Source organism: Streptomyces sp. NPDC006384 (genome assembly GCF_042870695.1).
In the GTDB taxonomy this organism is placed as follows: domain Bacteria; phylum Actinomycetota; class Actinomycetes; order Streptomycetales; family Streptomycetaceae; genus Streptomyces.
Map to the genome: position 1 here is coordinate 86,511 of NZ_JBIAHR010000011.1, position 17,747 is coordinate 104,257.

General features: G+C 70.9%; 15 protein-coding genes and 2 pseudogenes. 9 read left to right on the plus strand and 8 right to left on the minus strand.

What is annotated here, in order from left to right; genetic code table 11:
• The first annotated feature begins 342 nt into the window (after positions 1 to 342).
• Positions 343 to 849 (plus strand): carboxymuconolactone decarboxylase family protein, encoded by a 507-nt coding sequence (locus ACFYOJ_RS17185; protein ID WP_356553234.1) that lies wholly within the window; start codon positions 343 to 345, stop codon positions 847 to 849.
• Positions 850 to 1,024: 175 nt separating this feature from the next.
• A pseudogene (locus tag ACFYOJ_RS17190) lies at positions 1,025 to 1,222 on the plus strand (hypothetical protein); the annotation flags it as partial.
• A 342-nt stretch (positions 1,223 to 1,564) separates the two neighbouring features.
• Here ACFYOJ_RS17190 and ACFYOJ_RS17195 read toward each other — a convergent pair.
• The 3 genes from ACFYOJ_RS17195 to ACFYOJ_RS17205 form a co-directional block, all read right to left on the minus strand.
• Positions 1,565 to 2,380 carry an alpha/beta fold hydrolase gene (locus tag ACFYOJ_RS17195; protein WP_356553232.1) on the minus strand — a complete coding sequence of 272 codons (816 nt, stop codon included), beginning with the start codon at positions 2,378 to 2,380 and terminating at the stop codon, positions 1,565 to 1,567.
• 486 nt (positions 2,381 to 2,866) lie between these two features.
• Complete coding sequence (locus ACFYOJ_RS17200) at positions 2,867 to 3,403, minus strand: GNAT family N-acetyltransferase (RefSeq protein ID WP_356553230.1); 537 nt, start codon at positions 3,401 to 3,403, stop codon at positions 2,867 to 2,869.
• 88 nt (positions 3,404 to 3,491) lie between these two features.
• Complete coding sequence (locus ACFYOJ_RS17205; RefSeq protein WP_356553229.1) at positions 3,492 to 3,923, minus strand: hypothetical protein; 432 nt, start codon at positions 3,921 to 3,923, stop codon at positions 3,492 to 3,494.
• Positions 3,924 to 4,053: 130 nt separating this feature from the next.
• On the opposite strand from ACFYOJ_RS17205, the gene ACFYOJ_RS17210 reads away from it, so the two are divergent.
• The 4 genes from ACFYOJ_RS17210 (at position 4,054) to ACFYOJ_RS17225 (ending at position 6,583) form a co-directional block, all read left to right on the plus strand.
• Positions 4,054 to 4,227: a hypothetical protein gene (locus ACFYOJ_RS17210; RefSeq protein WP_356553227.1), complete on the plus strand. Its 174-nt coding sequence runs from the start codon at positions 4,054 to 4,056 to the stop codon at positions 4,225 to 4,227.
• A 6-nt stretch (positions 4,228 to 4,233) separates the two neighbouring features.
• On the plus strand, positions 4,234 to 4,797 hold the full coding sequence (locus ACFYOJ_RS17215; protein WP_388597179.1) for an AzlC family ABC transporter permease: 564 nt from the start codon (positions 4,234 to 4,236) through the stop codon (positions 4,795 to 4,797).
• 244 nt (positions 4,798 to 5,041) lie between these two features.
• The gene (locus ACFYOJ_RS17220; protein ID WP_356553226.1) at positions 5,042 to 5,695 is read left to right on the plus strand and encodes a pentapeptide repeat-containing protein; all 654 of its coding nucleotides are present in this window, start codon (positions 5,042 to 5,044) and stop codon (positions 5,693 to 5,695) included.
• Positions 5,696 to 5,914: 219 nt separating this feature from the next.
• Complete coding sequence (locus tag ACFYOJ_RS17225; RefSeq protein ID WP_356553224.1) at positions 5,915 to 6,583, plus strand: HAD-IA family hydrolase; 669 nt, start codon at positions 5,915 to 5,917, stop codon at positions 6,581 to 6,583.
• 242 nt (positions 6,584 to 6,825) lie between these two features.
• Here the strand turns inward: ACFYOJ_RS17225 and ACFYOJ_RS17230 are convergent, their stop codons facing one another.
• Positions 6,826 to 8,778, minus strand: coding sequence for a rhamnogalacturonan lyase (locus ACFYOJ_RS17230; protein WP_356553223.1), 1,953 nt, complete (start codon positions 8,776 to 8,778; stop codon positions 6,826 to 6,828).
• A 186-nt stretch (positions 8,779 to 8,964) separates the two neighbouring features.
• Positions 8,965 to 9,579 (minus strand): TetR/AcrR family transcriptional regulator, encoded by a 615-nt coding sequence (locus ACFYOJ_RS17235; protein WP_356553221.1) that lies wholly within the window; start codon positions 9,577 to 9,579, stop codon positions 8,965 to 8,967.
• A 178-nt stretch (positions 9,580 to 9,757) separates the two neighbouring features.
• Between ACFYOJ_RS17235 and ACFYOJ_RS17240 the strand changes: the two genes are divergently transcribed.
• A complete protein-coding gene (locus ACFYOJ_RS17240; protein ID WP_356553220.1) occupies positions 9,758 to 10,723 on the plus strand; it encodes a chlorophyllase in 966 nt (321 codons plus the stop codon).
• An 87-nt stretch (positions 10,724 to 10,810) separates the two neighbouring features.
• Here ACFYOJ_RS17240 and ACFYOJ_RS17245 read toward each other — a convergent pair whose 3' ends face one another.
• Complete coding sequence (locus ACFYOJ_RS17245) at positions 10,811 to 11,521, minus strand: class I SAM-dependent methyltransferase (protein ID WP_388597183.1); 711 nt, start codon at positions 11,519 to 11,521, stop codon at positions 10,811 to 10,813.
• A 216-nt stretch (positions 11,522 to 11,737) separates the two neighbouring features.
• Between ACFYOJ_RS17245 and ACFYOJ_RS17250 the strand changes: the two genes are divergently transcribed.
• Both ACFYOJ_RS17250 and ACFYOJ_RS17255 read left to right on the plus strand, forming a co-directional pair.
• The gene (locus ACFYOJ_RS17250; protein ID WP_356553216.1) at positions 11,738 to 13,507 is read left to right on the plus strand and encodes a hypothetical protein; all 1,770 of its coding nucleotides are present in this window, start codon (positions 11,738 to 11,740) and stop codon (positions 13,505 to 13,507) included.
• Between the two features lie 234 nt (positions 13,508 to 13,741).
• Positions 13,742 to 16,342 carry a Tn3 family transposase gene (locus ACFYOJ_RS17255; RefSeq protein ID WP_356553215.1) on the plus strand — a complete coding sequence of 867 codons (2,601 nt, stop codon included), beginning with the start codon at positions 13,742 to 13,744 and terminating at the stop codon, positions 16,340 to 16,342.
• A gap of 58 nt (positions 16,343 to 16,400) precedes the next feature.
• On the opposite strand, the gene ACFYOJ_RS17260 is transcribed toward ACFYOJ_RS17255, so the two are convergent.
• Together ACFYOJ_RS17260 and ACFYOJ_RS17265 are read right to left on the minus strand one after the other, a co-directional pair.
• Positions 16,401 to 16,805: a cupin gene (locus ACFYOJ_RS17260; protein ID WP_356553213.1), complete on the minus strand. Its 405-nt coding sequence runs from the start codon at positions 16,803 to 16,805 to the stop codon at positions 16,401 to 16,403.
• Positions 16,802 to 17,716, minus strand: a pseudogene (locus ACFYOJ_RS17265) (MFS transporter); the annotation flags it as partial. The pseudogene ACFYOJ_RS17265 and the gene ACFYOJ_RS17260, both read right to left, overlap by 4 nt.
• Positions 17,717 to 17,747 lie beyond the last annotated feature (31 nt).

Consider the following 17,747-nt stretch of genomic DNA (forward strand, 5'->3'; position numbering starts at 1 on the left):
GGGACCACCGTCCGATGCGGGGCACCTGCTCAGACGTTCAGGATTTTCCCGTCTTCACGCACGCGAGGACCGTGCGGTCCGGGCGGCGCTTCCGGCACGGAGGCGAGGACGCCGGCCCCCGGCGCGCCGGCCGGCCGGACAGCGTGCGGGCTCCCGGCGTCGACCGGGGCCCGCGCGCGAGACGGTCGGCGGCTCGTCCGCGGCTCCACCGGCGGGCACGGCCTGGAACCGGTCCTCCGCCTGACCGAGAACGTCTGGCTTCCGCGTCACCTTTCCCCGCCGCGATCCGTCAGGGCAGTGACAGTGACAGTGACAGCGACATGAAGCATGAAGGAGACGGTCATGGAAACACGTTCGATCACGGCAGAGGTCCCGATGGCCCCGCGGATGTCCGAGGACCCCGCCGGGCTCGTCCCCGAGCTGGCACAGGTCTCGGCGGCGCTGTTCAGGGTCACCGGCAACGGTTCGGTGCCACGCTCCACGATCAGCCTGGTCCATCTGCGTGCCGGTCAGATCGTCGGCAGCACCTACCTGACCGTTCTGCACACGGGCTTCCTGCGCAAGGCCGGGGTGTCGGAGGAGCGGATCACCTCGGTGGCGTCCTGGCAGGACTCGCCGTACTTCACCGGTGCCGAGCGTGCCGCGCTGGCACTGGTGGACGCCGTGCTCCAGCCGTCCGCGGGCGGCGAGAGGGTCTCCGACGAGCTGTACGCGCAGGCCGCCGAGCACTACGAGCCCAAGGCGCTCGCCACGCTGATGTTCGCGATCGGCCAGGTCAACTTCTTCGTCCCCGTCTCGCTCATCGCCAAGCCGGTACCCGGCCGGTCCTTCACCGACCCGTGGAAGTAGGACTTCCGGGGCCGGGCTCCGTGTCCGGGTCCCGGGGCGGGGCCCGGACACGGAGGCGGAGCCCGGCGTGGCGGCTGCTCGGTGTCCTGCCGCAGCGGCCGGCCGGGCCCCGCCGCTTCTCGGTCTTGTCGACGCGGCGTCCGACCGTGTCGCGGTCCTCGTGTCGCGGTCGTCGATGCTGATCGTGATCACCGTCGGCCACAGTGCGATCGCCGTCGCCGGTCTCGAACCCGACCCCGGGACCGCCCGTGCCGCGGCGGAACGCTTCGCCGACGACCCCGCGGTCACCATCGTCGGGACCGACTTCGCCGGGCGTGACCGGCAGCGGCGCTGGGACGCCGTCACCCTCGTCGCCGTTCTGCACCACCTCCCGCTGAGGACCGCCCTGCGCGAGCTGCGCGGCTGTCTCGCGCCGGGCGGGCGCCTGGTGGTCGTCGGCTGCTACCGGGAGGCCGGTCTCGCCGACCGGCTCGCCGCCCTGCCGGCCACGCTCGCGAACCCGCTCGTGGGGCTGGCCAAGCACCCGGCCCGCGCCACCGCCCCGCCGCCTGTTCTGGCGCTACACCCTGGTCTACGACGCCCCCGCCGAAACGTTCACGGCCGGCTGCGACCCGGTGCTCCTCGGAACCCCTGGAGATCGTTCCCCGTACGGGCGGTGACGGGCGGGAACCTGCCGCCGGAAGCGCCGGTGGAGCGGGCCAGGAGCGGGTGCGGCTCAGTCATGGGCGGTCACCTGCGTGGTGAGGAAGTCCAGCAGGACGGCGTTGAAGCGCTCGGGCTGCTCGGCGCCGGGCAAGTGCCCGGCCCCGTCGACGACGGCCATGACCGCGTGGGGGACGAGGCCGTGGATCGCCTCGGCGTCCGCGACGGGCGTGTAGACGTCGTCCGCGCCGACGACGATCAGCACCGGCTTCCGCACGGCCGCCAACGTGTCCCGGTAGTCGGGGCGTTCGGCCCGCCCGCGCAGTGCCGCCGCGGCGCCCCGGGGGTCCGTGGCGCGCATCATCGCCAGGACCCGCCCGGCGACCTCCGGCATCGCGGTGACGTTGTAGGCGGCCAGCATCTTGTCGATCACCTCGTCCGCGTAGCCGTCCATGCCCTCGGCGAGGAGCCGGTCGGCCAGGCGGTTGCGGAACTCCTTGCCCTCGTCGGTCTCGGCGGGGGCGGAGGTGTCGGACAGCACCAGGGCGCGCACCCGCCGCGGGTGGCGGCGCTGGAGCTCCATGGTGATCTGACCGCCCATGGACACGCCGCCGGCCACCGCCTGCCCGATGCCCAGGTGGTCGAGGAGCGCGGCGAGGTCGTCGGCGAAGTCGCTGAGGAGAACCTTCCCGGGTGTGACGCCGCTGCGGCCGTAACCACGCAGATCCGGGGTGACGACCCGGTATCCGGCTTCGCTCAGCGCCTCGGCCTGGGGGGCCCACAGGGTGCGGTCGAACGGGTGCCCGTGGACCAGCAGGACCGGCGGCCCGTCCGAGGGCCCGGAGTCGTCGTAGTGGATCGTGGTACCGCGCAGGTCTATGGCGTTCATGCCGGGCACCCTAACCTCGTGCCCGGACGGAGCGCATGGACAGACGAAGTCCGCTCCCGCGTCCGGTGGTTGCCGATTCTATGATCAGGTTCGGCGGTTGTCCGAGGTTCATGCGGGAGGCGTGATGCCGGAGATTTTCCAGTGGCTCGAGGACTGGCACGCCGCGCATGAACACGGTCTTCGCTCCCGTGGGATCAGCTCCGTGGTGAAGCGGCCCGTCCCGGGAATCCCGTCACGAGGGCGGCCGAAGGCCACGGCGGTGAGCCTCACGCTGGAATCGGAGGAGCGCACGGGGAAGGTGTTCCTGTGGGAGTCGGGTGCCGCCTCGCTGCTTTTCTTCGACTCCGCGACGGAACACACCTGGCAGGACCGGACGGTGCTCACCTCCGGGGGCGACCTGCACCGGTTCCTGACGCCCCTCGTGAAGCTGGTCGAAGCGGCTGGGGCCGGCGGGTGTGACGGTCCGCCGTCTTCACCGGCAGACCGTCACGCAAGGGGCTGAGCCTCTCCGTCCCGTACGGGCTTCTCGAGGAGCGTGAACGACTTGGGCGTGCCGCCCGGCTGCGGCTTGCCCTCCTTGCGTCCGACGACCCGGTAGCCGGCGGCGAGGTAGTACGCGTTCAGGCGTGCGTTGCCGGCCAGGCAGTCGAGGCGTACCAACGGCCGGCCTGCCTCGGCCACGCGGCGCTCCGCGGCTCGCAGGAGCCGCCGTCCCGTCCCGGGCGGGACACTGGTGCGGTCCACCATCAGCCGGTGCACATAGCCGGCCGTCGGCGGCTGCGGCCCCCAGGCGTCCTCGTCCTCCCACCACAGCTCCCAGGCGCCGGCCACGCGCCCGGCGGCCTCCGCGAGCCACACCTCGCCGGTCTCCCTGACCCGGCGGAAGTGGTCCTCGCCCAGCTCGCCGGGCCGCCACTGACCGCTGACGCCCCGGGCGAGCATCCAGTGGGCGGCGGCGTCGCGCAGACGCACGACGGCGGAGAGGTCGGCATCGTCGGCGAGCCGGAAACGGAGGTCCTTCACGGCGTGATCTTCACACGGAGCGGCGAGTCCGGTTTCCGTCGTCACTTGTCGCCTCGCGCGAAGTCGGTGCTGTCGGTGCTGTCGGTGCTCATGAGGTGGCTCCGGAAGGGACTCCGGCGCGCCTGTTCAGGAATACGGAGGCGCCGGTCGAGACGAGGGCGGCGCCTGCCGACAGGCACACGAACACGTTGGCCCACATCGAGACGTGCTCCACGGACGATCCGTCGGAGTACAGGCAGGCGCTCCGGAGGGGCCAGTACTGCTGCACCATGGCTGTCAGCTCGGCGCCGGTGCCGTTCTCGTCCTGGCACAATTCCGGGAAGGGCCCTCCCAGGCTGACGGAGAACCACCCGTAGCAGTACAAGGCCACTGTCGAGGAAACCAGGACCAGAGCGACAAACGCATAGATTCTGGACAGAGACAGAGACAGAGGCGGGTGGCTCAGCAGTACGAGGACGGTGAAGATGCCCGCTGCCGCAGTGACCGTACCCGCGATCAGCAACGCGCCCATCAGAAGCATGGGACATCCCGACGCAGGTGGAACATGATTTCACGGTCGATGGCGTCGAGAGGAGGTTCACAGCCCATGTCGTGACCGTACGGCGACAGGCGGCAACCATGGGAGGTGGCGTTCTTCCCAGGATTTCTCCATGGACATAACCCCCGTCGCCGCCGAGGGCCGGCCTCGTCCCGCCCCCGCGCCCGCTCCCCCGGCATGGTCCGAGATCCGCGCGGCGTTGAAGGACTCCGCCGGCGTGGGGCTGGGATTCCTGCCGCTCGGGCTCGCCTACGGGGCGCTGGTGACGCAGTCGGGCCCGGACTGATGGCGGGTGGGACTGTCCGCGGCGGTGGTCTTCGGCGGATCGTTCGAGTTCCTGCTCATCGGCATGGTCACCGCCTCCGCCCCGCTCGCGACGATCGCGCTCTCCGCGCTGCTGGTGAACGTCCGGCACGTCTTCTACACACTGTCCTTCCCCCTGCACCGCGTGCGCGGCCGCTTCGGCAAGGCGTACAGCACCTACGCGATGTGCGACGAGGCGTACGCGCTGGCCACCGGCGAGCAGGCCCGCACCTGGTCCGGCCGCCGCATCCTGTGGCTGCAGTTCCTCCTGCACCTGTACTGGGCGGGCAGCTCGACGGCCGGAGCGCTGCTCGGCTCCCTCATCCCCGACAGCGTCACCGGCCTGGACTTCGCGCCGACCGCTCTGTTCACCGTCCTCGCCCTCGACGCCGTCCGGGACCTGCGGGGCGATGCGCCCACCCTTGTCCTGGCCGTGCTCAGCGCCCTGGCCGTCACCGTCGGCCTGCACCTGTGGCACCGCGACGCCCTGCCGAGCATCCTCGGCGGCACCGCCACCCACGTGAACCTCGCCAGCACGCTCTTCGCCCGCTGAAACCGCCTCCCGGCCCCGCCCCGCCCGCACGACACATCGCCGTGGCCTGCCCACCGGGTCCGCCGGGTCCGCCGTCCGGTGCACCGCTGTTCCCGCTTCTGCACCCGCTCGGGCAGTGCGTGGGCGCACCGGGCCGGAGTCCACTCCCCCGTTCCTGGCGCTGTGCCATTGTCGGCACCGACTCTCGCTCAGCGCTGCGCTGTCCGCGCGGTCCGCAGCGCCCCCTCGACCGAACTGAGGCCCCATGCCGGCTCCACGAGACCTGTCCGACCTTCCCTACGCCGGTCACCTTGTGCCGCTGCTCCGCGATCTCGAACGCGCCGACGACCTCGACACGGTGCACATCGACGGCCGCTCCTACGAGGGCGCGGACCTCGGTGGCATCCGGTTCCTGGAGTCCGCTCTGACCTCCGTGCAGTTCGCCGCCGGACGGATGCGTCGCGCCCGTTTCAACGACGTGTGGATGCACACCGTCCGGTGGGTGGCAACCGATCTGTCCGAGACGGACTGGAGGGACGTGGAAGTCACCGCCGGGCACTTCGCGGGCCTCGAACTCTTCAGCGCCCGGTTGCGGCGTGTGGTCTTCCGCGACTGCAAGTTCGACTCGGTCAACATGCGGGCCACCACCCTGCACGATGTCGCTTTCGTGGACTGCCTCCTGCGGGACGTGGACTTCGCGGGCGCCGGACTGCAGGACGTGTCCTTCCCCGGCGCCGATCTGGACGACGTCCGGTTCACCAAGGCACGGATGAGGAACGTCGATCTCCGGCAGGTGACCAGCCTGGGCATCACCGACGGCTTCGACGCCCTGAAAGGGGCGACCGTCACCAGCGCGCAGATGGTGGAACTCGCGCCGGCGCTGGCCAGACTCGTCGGCCTCGACGTCAGGGACCGGTAGCCGGCGACATGCATCAGGATCGTCGCCGTACTCTTCCGTGCCACCGGACTGTCCGCGCCGCCGCGGCTTGCCGCCCGCCGGGCACCTGATCGGCAGCAACCGCATCTCCTTGCCTCACCCGGAACAGGCCGCACGTGGACACCAGGTCACCGATCCCCGGCAGAGTCGGGCCAAGAGCTGTTCCGCAATCGCCTGTCGGCCGTCTGACATGATCGACGGGTGACCGATGCACCTCTGCGGCCAGGCCGCAAGAAGTACGTGCTTTTCGACGTCGACGGCACGTTGATAGACGCGGTGAGCAACCAGCGTCGAGTCTGGGAAACCTGGGCGAAGCGGTATGGGCTGGACGCGGACGAGGTCTACCGGGTGGCTCTGCGAACGCGGCCGCTGGAGACGTTCGCCCAGGTCGCTGCGGACCGAGATCCGCACGAGTGCCTGGCCACGCTGCACGAGCTGGAGGACGAAGACGTCCGATCGGGCGCCTATACGGCCTTCGACGGGGCGTCAAAGCTGTTGCACGGCCTGTCACCGGGATCGTGGGCGCTGGTGACCTCGAACTACGAGCACCGGGTCCGCGGCCGTTTCCTGCGAACGGGCCTGCCGGTGCCAAGCCTGATCGTGGACGCGGCCGTTGTCGAGGAGGGCAAGCCCTCCCCGGTCCCGTATCTGCTGGCCGCCGAGCGGCTCGGGGCCGAGCCGGAGGACTGTCTGGTCATCGAGGACGCCCCGTCCGGAGTGCGGTCCGGGCTACGCGCCGGGATGACGGTGTGGGGGGTGAACGCCGCCGTCGCTGTGGAGGGCGTGCACCGTCACTTCGCCAGTCTGCGCGAGGCAGTGCCTCACGTCCTGGCGTTCGCGTCCGGCCCTCACGGCGAAGCCGCGGCCTGAGCCCGTCCGCAGCGGCGGGCCGCCGGTCGAGGTCTGGCAGAAATGCCCGGCCGTCGTGGCCTCCGGCGAGGTGATCACGCCGCTCCAGGCCGGGGCCCGGGAGCCCTGGCCGGAAGCGGCCCCGGAAGCCGGGAGCGAAGGCGGCGAGGAGGCGGGAGTTCCCGTGCCGACGTGCGGTTCGGGCTCGTCGGCATCGCCGGTCGCCGCCTTTCCCTGTGCGACAGGCCCCGTCGGCTCCCGCGCTACCTGGTGCCGAGGTAGTAGCTCACCTGCGGCGGCTGGTTGTAGCCGGTGTTCTGCCAGGCCACGCCGAGCCGGTACACCGGGTCGCTCATCAGCGTGGGCAGGCGGAAGTCGGTCGGATACGGGGTGGAGTACAGGCGCAGGGCCGTGGAGTCGGCGTTGCGCCAGAGCATCTCCTCGCGCCAGTCGCCGAGCAGGTCGGCGGTGAGGGCCGGGTTGCCCTTGGTCCAGTTGTTCGACTTGGCGTCCTGGTCGTACCAGAGGCGGGTCAGTTCGGTGGCGCCGGTGTACTTCAGGATCTGGGCGTAGCCGGTGCCCGCGCTGCCGGACCAGCGGTGGTCGAGGAGTTCGCGGTGGGCGTCGCCGTCCCACCAGAGGGCGGAGTTGTAGGAGGCGGCGCCGCCGAAGGCGGGCACGCCGTCGCTGATCTTCGTGCCCTTCGCGGTGTAGAGGCCTCCGCCGCTGGACCAGCACTCGGCGCCCGCGTGGTCGCGGGTGAGGTCGGCGCAGATGCCGCGTCCGACGTCGGTGCCGGTGCGCTGTCCCCACAGGATCTGCCCGGTGCGGGCGTCGTGCATCTCGAAGCCGTGGGCGGCGTCGGTGTGTTCGTGGACGTTGAACGACTCGAGGCCGGGGCGGGCCGGGTCGAGGTCGCCGACGTGCAGGGCGTCGCCGTGGCCCAGCTTCGTCGTCCACAGGCCGCGGCCGTTGTCGTCGACGGCCATCGCGCCGTACAGGATCTCGTCCCTGCCGTCGGCGTCGACGTCGGCCACCGCGAGGTTGTGGTTGCCCTGCCGGTCGTAGCCCTTGCCGTAGTTGGTGGAGGAGTTGGTGTCGAACTTCCAGACGCGGGTGAGGTCGGTGCCGTTCCAGGTGTAGGCGGCCAGCGCGATGCGCTCGTAGATGCCGCGGCTGAACACCATGCCGGGCCGGGTGCCGTCGAGGTAGGCGGTGGCGGACAGCAGGCGGCCCTCGCGGTTGCCCCAGGTGTCGCCCCAGTCGGAGACGGCGCCGCGGGCCGGTTCGAAGGGGACGGAGTCCATGACGCGGCCGGTGCGGCCGTTGAACACGGACAGGTACTCGGGGCCGCTGAGGACGGCGCAGTTGGCGGCGAGGTGGGAGGCGTCCGGGTCGCCGATGACCGTTCCGGCGGCGTCGCGGGTGCCGTCGGAGGTGCGGACGGCGATCTCGGCGCCGCCGTCGCCGTCGTAGTCGTAGACCTGGAACGAGTCGTAGTGGGAGCCGCTGCGGACGTTGGTGCCGAGATCGATCCGCCACAGCCGGGTGCCGTCGAGTTCGTAGGCGTCGAAGACGGTCGGCCCGGTGCAGGTGCCGGAGTCGGCGACGTCGGTGGCGTTGGACGGGACCCACTTGAGGACCAGTTCGTAGCCGCCGTCGCCGTCGAGGTCGCCGACGCTCGCGTCGTTCGCGGAGTAGGTGTAGGCGACGCCGTCGCGGGTGGTGCCGCCGGCGGGTTTCGACAGGGGGATGTCGAGGCGGCCGTCCGCCCAGACGCGGGCGGTGTCGCCGGGGGACTCGGTGCCGTTCACGACGGCGCGGATCTCGTAGCGGGACGTCGAAGTGCCCTGGGGGTCCAGGTGGTTGGTCTTCGCGGTCTCGTGGACGCGCGTGCCGTCGCGGTAGACGCGGAAGGTGACGTTCTCGGGGTCGTCGCCGAGCATGCGCCAGCTGACGAGGACGCCGCCGGTGGCGGGGACGGCGACGGGGCCGCGGTCCAGCCTCTCGGCGACGCGGGCGGCGGCGAGCGCCTCGGTCGCCTGGCCGGCGGGCGTCGGGATGCCGGGTGCGGCGGCGCCGGCGGTGTGCTCCAGTGCCGGCGTGCCGCCGCCGGCGAGGAGCACGGCGAGCGTTGCGGCGAGGAGCCCGCCGGGGTGACGAAGCGGGCGGCGGTGAGGAGTGCGACGGTGGGGTGTGCGGCTCGGTCCGGTCATCAGTGCCTCGTCCCGTCGGGAGCGGTTTGGTCCGGTGTTGCCGCCGGGCGGAAGAAGGTTGCCGGGTCCGCTCCCCCGCCGCCCCCTCCACCGCGGTCCCCGGCCGGCAGGTTCTGCTCCGCCCGCAGGACCGCCGTGGGGTGGGCGGGCGTCTGCCCGGTCGCACGGTGCTGCCGCCCGCCGGCGTCAGGACGCGTGAGGCTGCCGGAGTCCCTGGAGCAGGAGCGCGATCAGGCGTCGGGGGTCGTAGCGGGAGTCGTCGTCGCGCCCGATGCAGAGGTTGCCGATGCCGCGCATCAGCTCGTACGGCTGCGTACCGGGCCGGATGTCGCCGGCCTCGACCGCGGCGTCGAGCAGTTCGGCGCAGACGGGCAGCAGGCGGTCGAGGAAGTGGTCGTGCAGCGCGGCGAAGCGGTCGTCGTCGGACTGCAGGGCGTCGGCGAGTCCGTGCTTGGTGACGAGGAAGTCGACGAAGAGGTCGATCCACTCGCGCAGCGCGTCGAACGGGGAGTCCGTACCGGCCAGCAGGTCCGGGCCGGCCTCGGCGCACGCTTCGATCTGGTGGCGGTAGACGGCGGTGACGAGATCCGCCCGGGTCGGGAAGTGGCGGTAGATCGTGGCCATGCCGACGCCCGCCCGGGCGGCGATCCGGCGGATCGGCGCGTCGACGCCGGCGGTGACGAACACCTCGGCGGCGGCGGCCAGCACCGTCTCCCGGTTGCGCCGGGCGTCGGCCCGCTCGCCGCGCGACGGCGGCTTCCCCGCGGGGCTGTCGGAGGTCGCGGGGCTGTCGGAGGTCACCGCGTGCTCCCTTCATACCGATTGACAAAACGGAGCAGTGCTCCGAATATTAAATGGAGCAGTGTTCCGCTTCAGCTTAGCCGAAGCGGCCACCCCTGTTCGCCCCTGCCCGCACCTGCCTGCCGCCGGTCGCAGCAGACCGGCGGCAGGCAGGTGCCACCGAAAGGGAAACCCCCTCGTGAGCACATACACCGACGCCGACGCCGACGTCTTCGACGCGCCCGTCCCGGTCCTGTCCTACAGCCCCGTGGTCCTCCCGGTGCCCGGGCGCCCCGTAGACCTCCAGGTACGCGTGTCCGCACCCGCCACCGGGACCGGCCTGCCCGTCATCCTCCTCTCCCACGGTCACGGGCCCTCGAACAACCTCTCCTCGCTCAACGGCTACGCGCCCCTCGCCAACCTCTGGGCCGCCCACGGGTTCGCCGTCGTCCAGCCCACCCACCTCACCTCCAGGACACTGAGCCACCTGGTCGCCGACGCACCCGGCGCACCCGACTTCTGGCGCTCCCGAGCCGAGGACATGACCCACATCCTCGACCGGCTCGACACGATCGAACGCACCGTGCCGCAGCTCGCCGGGCGGATCGACCCCGCCAAGGTCGCCGTCGCCGGACACTCGCTCGGCGGCTTCACCGCCGCTCTCCTACTGGGCGCCGGACTCACCGATCCCGGCACCGGGAACCTGGTGCACCTCGCCGATCCCCGGATCAGGGCCGGCGTCCTGCTCGCCGCGCCCGGCAGGGGCGGCGACTCCTTCAACGGGCCCATGGCCAAGCAGTGGCCGGTCATCGGCGCCGTCGACTTCTCCACCATGGCCGCACCCACGCTGGTCGTCGCCGGCGACAAGGACGACCCCCGGCACTTCACGGACATCGGGCCGGGATGGCACACCGACCCCTACACACTCGCCCCCGGCCCCAAAACCCTGCTCACCCTGTTCGACGCGGAGCACGGACTCGGCGGTATCGCCGGATACGACGCCGCCGAGACCACCGACGAGAATCCCGAACGGGTCGCCGCCCTCGCCCGGCTCACCGCCGCCTACCTCCACACCCGGCTCCACCCCGGCGCCCGCACGTGGCAGGACGCGTGCGAGGAACTGACGGCCGACCCCCGCTCCGTGGGACGAGTCGAAGCGAAGTGAGCCCCGCGCTCCCACGCCGGCGGCCTGCACCGCCGAGCTCGTGAGCCCCTGCGGCAGACCGGCACTCGACGACGGCACCCGGTCGGGTCACACGGCGGGCCGGCCCGTGCGGAACGCGGTCACCAGGAGCGTGCCGGCGGCGCGCGGTCCGGTTCCGCCGGGCAGTGTCCCGGTGCTGATCCGGGTGAAGCCGGCCTCGTCGAGGAGCTTGCTCCACACCTGCTCCCGGAGCACCCAGCGGCGCATGCCGGCCGCCTCGCCGTCGGGGGTCCTCGCACCGATCCCGGTGTGCCGCACGTCGGCGTGGGCGGGTGCGCCGCCGAGGTGGTGGGCGAGGGTGGAGAACACCAGCCGGCCACCGGGGCGCAGCGCGGCGGCCGCCGCCGGCAGCAGCCGGCGCGGTTCGGTGAAGTCGACGGCGCCGAAGACGCTGTAGAGCACGTCGTAGGTGCCGGCCGCCGCCTGCAGGTGCCTGACCGCGTCGGAGCGGACCAGCCGCAGCCGCGGCGTGAGATGGCCGTAGAGGTCGCCGGCCATGGCGTGCTGTGCGGGTGAGGCGTCGACGGCGACGACGCGGGCGGGCCGGTGGTGGACGGCCAGGTGCGCGGCGTGCCGGGCGGCCCCGGCGCCGAGGTCGCCGACGCGGCGCCCGGTGAGGTCGCCGAGGGCTTCGGCACCGGGTCCGCTGTCCTGGCCCCAGCTCCAGGAGAAGCGGCCGGGCACGGCCCGGTCGGTGGCGTGACGGGTGCGGCCGTAGTGGTGCCAGAGGTCTGCGGTGGGGGTGGTCACCCCGCCCATCCTGGCGGGCGCCGGCGGCCGGCGGGCCGGTTCGGCGGAATGTCATCCGCGGATGTGCCGGCAGGCTCCGGCCGGCACACCGATTCCCCGTTCGGGCTCCACGGCTCACCCGGTTCTCAACTTTTGGATAATTTGTCCCCGTTGCCACGTATAGCGACATTTCTGGTGACCGGCGGGCCACGCCACTCGAACACACGCACACGGAAGGCAGGCAGCATGCTCAGCTCACTGGAAGAAGCTCTCCGTGAAGTCCGGTCCGGGGTGGTGCCGACGGGCGACCCTGCATGGGTACGCCAGGTCGAGGACGTGGCGGAGGAGATCCGGCGTTTCCAGTACGCCTACGGTCCGCTGCTCAGGGAGGCGGTGGCCGTCCAGCGGCAGCTGCGTCAGCACCCGGACCTCCGGGATCTCGAACCGCTGCGGATCGGCCCGGACGGGCGGCTCGGACCCGAAGCACTGGAACGGGCCGAGCGCCTGACTCAGCTGCCGGCAGTGGCGGCGCTCGGCGCATCGGCCGCACGCCAGGGCTGCAAGGGGATGGGGCTGGTGACCGCGAACGCCGAGGCGGCCGTCGTCATCGGCGCCCAGGCGGGGGCGGAACTGGTGTGGCTGTGGCCCTACAAGGTCGGCACGTTCCGGACGCCCAACCGGGTCGTGGGTCGTGCCTGGTACACGGAGACCATCGGGGTCGACATCGGCTACAGCGCGACACCGGCGCCGTTCCCGTTCGACCTGAGCTTCTGGTTCCTGCCGCCGGAGAGCACCTCTCACTTGGTCGGGGCCTATGTGGGGTACGAGGGGCCGCCGCTCGGTCCACTGCTGATCCCGCTGGTCTTCGGCGGTGCACGGATCGAGCTGTTCGGATGGGTGCCGGATGTCCCGCCGTCCGGAGCCGGGGCTTCCGCCGAGCCTAGTTCCCTCATCAGCGACGTGTGGAAGTACCTCACCGGGTTCCGGATCGTTGCCGAGGCCGGTCTGCACCTGGCGATCGGCCTCGTCCGCAAGGGACGCCAGATCACCACCGCCGGCGGCATCGACCTCGCCACGTACAACGTCTCCCCGACCAACCTGCAGACCCGCGTGCAGTACGACGGGTCCGACGCCGCTCATCCCCTGGTCCACGGCAGCATCTCCTGCCCGCAGCGGGACGACGTGCCGTCGAAGCAGTTCCAGACCGGCGAAAAGACGACCACCCTCAAACTGACCTTCCCGAAGTGGATGTGCACCGGGATGTCCGCCGCCCCGACGCTCACCTTCGACGACGACGGCAGCGGCGGCACCACCAACTGGCAGCTGACGAACCAGCCGACCACCACCGACCCGACCTACGAGTACCAGTGGGTCGGCGCAGCCGACCAGACCTGGCAGCAGAACATCAGCTTCCACCTCGCGGCCTGCTCCAGCGACGCACCGCCCCTCACCGGCCAGACGATGTACGAGCTGAGGGGACTCGCCGACACCCTCGCGTCCGTCAACGTGCCGTTCTCGACAGGCGACTGCACGATGACACTGTCGGCAGAGGTCTTCTCGGCCACCGGGAGCTACACGCTGACCGTCGACCCCGACGTCAATCCCATCGAGGACTACAGCGGGAGCACCGTCACGGCCGACCTGGCGGCCGACAACGCGAACGCCGACCCGAAGACGAACCCGAACAACTTCTCCTACCTGCCGGACCCGAACGACAGCACGAAACAGCTGATCATCGACTACCCGATGACGGCACCGGGCCCGTCGAACGAGCCCACCAAAGGCAGAAGCTGGTACGTCGGGTACCAGTTCCAGCAGCAGGACTCGAACCCCAACGCGCAGTTCAGGGCGGTGTTCTGGGAGGTCGGACAGCCGTTCCTCGAACGGAACCTCTACTTCGGGCCCTGGCAGTCACTCATCGACCCCACCCGCCAGTACACGAGCACCGCAATCTGGTCGAACGGAGCGGTCAACAACAGCGCGACACTCACCATCACCCTCACGCCCAGCGCCTGAACAGGGCCGTTGAGTTGTCACTCCCGCCACAGGCTGCCGGCGCGCGCCTCCTGCACCGTGCGGCCGGCTGATGCCCGTGGCGGACGACTTGGCCCCGGACTCCCAGCTCTGCCCCCAGGGGCAAAGTAACCAGCGGGTAGCTTTCGGATAGTCAGGTGACCCGTTTCCTCGCTCTCGGGCGCCTCATTGGGCCGTCCGGGTGAAGCCCGGGGCAGGGCGAGGGAAGGGGCGGGTGTGCGGCAAGAGTGGTCGCCGGAAGAGCTGTTGGCGAGCTGGACGCTGGTGGACGGCGACTGGGACCTGGTGGCGAACAAGAGCGGATCGACACGGCTCGGCTTCTCGCTGTTGCTGAAGTTCTTCGAGTCGGAGGGCCGGTTCCCGGATCTGCTGGAGGAGGTTCCGCAGGCCGCGGTGGAGTACGTCGCCGGGCTGGTGAAGGTGCCGGCGGCCGAGTTCGCGAAGTACGACTTGGCCAGCCGGTCAGTGAAGAACCACCGCAAGCAGATCCGTGAGGCGCTGAAGTTCCGGCTCGCCACCCGGGCGGACGAGGAGAAGCTGCTGGCCGCGTGGCGGGCGCGGGCGATCAAGATGTACCCCTCGGACTTCCGCGACACTGCCGAGGAGGTGCGGATCACCTTGCTCGCGGCGCTGTGTTCGTCCCGGCAGGCGGAGATCACCGATGCCCTGGGGGATCTGCTGATTGCCCTGGTGCAGAAGATCAACGCCCGTGCCGAGCGGCGGGTGGAGAGGCAGCTGACGGCGGAGCTGAAGAAGGTGCGGGGCAAGGAGGGCATCCTCTTCAAGCTCGCTGATGCGGCGATCGACAAGCCCGACGAGGTGGTGCGTACGGCGCTGTACCCGGTGGTCGGGGAGAAGACGCTGCGCGACCTGGCCGCCGAGGCGAAGGCGAACGAGAAGGTGTTCAAGGCCAAGGTCCGCACCACGCTTCGTTCGTCGTACAGCAACTACTACCGGCAGATGTTGCCGCCGCTGCTGAGGACGCTGGGCTTCAGGTGCAACAACACCGCCTACCGGCCGGTGATGGACGCGCTCGCGCTGCTGGAGAAGTACGCCGGCGTCGACGGCAAGACGCGCTTCTACGACGCCGGCGACGTGGTGCCGATGGACGGCGTCGTACGCAAGGACTGGCGCGAGGCTGTCGTGGACGACAAGGGCAAGGTCGAGCGGATCCCGTACGAGCTGTGCGTCCTGGTCGCGCTACGAGACGCAATCCGCCGCCACGAGATCTACATCGAGGGCGGCCTGCGCTGGCGCAACCCGGAGGACGACCTGCCCGGCGACTTCGAGGCCACCCGCACCGTGCACTACGCGGCGATCCGCCAGCCCACGGACCCCGAGGCGTTCATCACCGACCTGAAGCGGCGGATGACCGAGGCCCTCGACCGGCTGTCCGGGGCGCTCGCGGACGGCTCGGCGGGCGGGGTGAAGGTCACCACCCGGCACGGGGAACCGTGGATCAAGGTGCCGAAGCTGGAGAAGCTGGACGAGCCCACCGGCCTCCAGGCGCTCAAGGACGAGGTCGTACGCCGCTGGGGCGTGCTCGATCTGCTGGACGTGCTGAAGAACGCCGACTTCCTCACCGGCTTCACCGACGAGTTCGCCTCGGTCGCCGCGTACGAGCGCATCGACCGGGCCGTCCTCCAGCGCCGCCTGCTGCTCGCCTTGTTCGCGCTGGGCACCAACATGGGCATCCGCGCGATCGTGGCGACCGGCGAGCACGGCGAGAGTGAGGCGGCGCTGCGGCACGTGCGCCGGCACTTCATCACCGTCGACAACCTGCGGGCCGCCGTGACGAAGCTGGTGAACGCCACCTTCGCCGCCCGGGACACCGCATGGTGGGGGCAAGGGACGGCGTGCGCGTCGGACTCGAAGAAGTTCGGGTCCTGGTCCAGCAACTTCATGACCGAGTACCACGCCCGTTACGGCGGCAACGGCGTGATGGTGTACTGGCACGTCGAGAAGAAGAACGTCTGCATCTGCTCCCAGCTGAAGTCCTGTTCGTCGTCCGAGGTCGCGGCGATGATCGAGGGCCTGCTGCGGCACTGCACGGACGCCGAGATCGAGTCCAACTACGTCGACACCCACGGCGCCTCCGTGGTCGGGTTCGCCTTCACCGAGCTGCTCAACTTCCGCCTGCTGCCCCGGCTGAAGAACATCGGCAGCATCCGCCTGTACCGGCCGGACGACACCCCGCCCGGCTGGCCGGCACTCGGTGGGTCGCTGACGACCCGGGCCATCAAGTGGGACCTGATCGCCCAGCAGTACGACCAGATGGTCAAGTACGCCACCGCCCTGCGACTGGGCACTGCGGAGGCCGAGCAGGTGTTGCGGCGCTTCACCCGCGGCAGCCCCAAGCACCCCACCTACGCCGCGCTCGAAGAACTCGGCCGCGCCGTGCGCCCCATCTTCGCCTGCGACTACCTGGCCAGCCCCGGCCTGCGCCGCGAGATCCACGGCGGGCTCCAGGTCGTGGAGAACTGGAACAGCGCGAACACCGTGCTCCACTACGGCAAGGACGGCGCCCTGACCGGCCCGGACAAAGAACACGCGGAGACCTCGATGCTCGCCCTGCACCTGCTCCAATCCGCGCTCGTGCACGTCAACACGCTGCTGCTCCAGCAGGTCCTGGCCGAGCCGAAGTGGGCGAAGATGCTGACGGACGAGGACCGGCGCGGACTGACCGCGCTGTTCTGGTCCAACGTCAACCCCTATGGCACCTTCCGGCTCGACATGGAAAAGCGCCTCGACCTGGGGTTTGCGGTCAATCTGCCTCGGCAGGCGCGATCCGAGGCCGTTGCGGAGACGCCCGGCTGAGCGCGTACTGGGTGAGGTTGTGGTGGCCCGGCAGGGTGTCTGCCGGGCCACATTCCGCTCAGCGAGTGTCAGTGCGCTTTTCGAGGCGGGTGCCGTGGCGAAGGGTGATCGACATCAGGTCGCTGGGGGCGTCCAGCTCCAGCCGATGCCAGCGGCCGCGGGGGACGATCACGGCGGTGCCTGCCTGCAACTGCACCATGTCCTCGTCGCCACTGGGCCCAGCGGCGCGGAAGTAGAGGCGGACGCCGCCGGTCAGACAGCACACCGCCTCCTCCGCCTCCGGGTGCATCTCCCAGTGATCGGTGTGAACGTCGGCGTCGGTCTTCACGTGGAACGTCGCGATCTGCCAGGCGCCGGAGTCACTGCTCGTCATCCGCCGTTCGGCAGCTTTGACGTCGCCGTCGGGGTGGATGTGCAGCGCCGAGGCGAACAGGTCGATGGGTGAGAGGGGTGTCGTCGTCATGACGGCGTTCCTTCCAGTCGGTTCTCTGCGGGGGTGGCAGGTCGTGGCGCAGGTGTTTCGGTCCGGCGGCGGGGCAGCACGCCGATCGCCACGGCCGCCGCGATCACGAAGAGGGCGGCGGCGATGGCCAAGCCCAGTGCGTAGCCGTCGTTGAGCGCGGCAGGGTCGGTGGCCGCGCCGGTGCGGTGTGCGGCGATGGTGGCCAGGGAGGCCAGGCCGATGCAGCCGCCGAGTTGGCGGGAGCTGTTCATGAGGCCGGAGGCCATGCCGGCCTCGCGGGGGGCGACGCCGGTGGTTGCGGCGGCGACGATCGGGGCGATGACCAGTCCGACGCCGATGCCGGTGATGATGCAGGGGCCGAGTACGTCGGTGAGGAATCCGCCGTCGGGACTGATGAAGGCGAACCAGGCCAGGCCCACGGCGGCGAGCAGGGCGCCGGGCACCAGGGATGTACGGGGGGTGCGTGCCGCGGTGACGCGGGTCGCGACGATGCTGCCCGTGACCAGGCTCGCGGAGAAGGGCAGGAATGCGGTGCCGGTTGCTGCGGCCCCCATGCCGAGCACCTGCTGCATGTACAGGGAAACGAAGTAGAACGCCGCGAACTGCCCGGCCGTGGAGAAGAAGACCAGCACGTTGGCGCCGGCGACCCAGCGGCTGCGTAGCAGGCCGAGGCGCAGCAGCGGTGCGGGAGCCCGGGATTCGGCGACGATGAAGGCGGCCAGGAGCGCGGCCGAGGCGGCGAGCACCGCCCATGTGGCAGGGGAAGCCCATCCTTGGGTGTCGGTGCGGACAACCCCGAGCACCAGCAGCCCGGCTCCACCGGTTGCCAGGACGGCGCCGAGCACGTCCAGCCTCTCGCGCCGGGCGGGGCGTGCTTCTGCGGGCACGCCTGCGAGAACCAGCGCGAGAGCCAACGGGAGCTGACGTACGACGGACTACGGG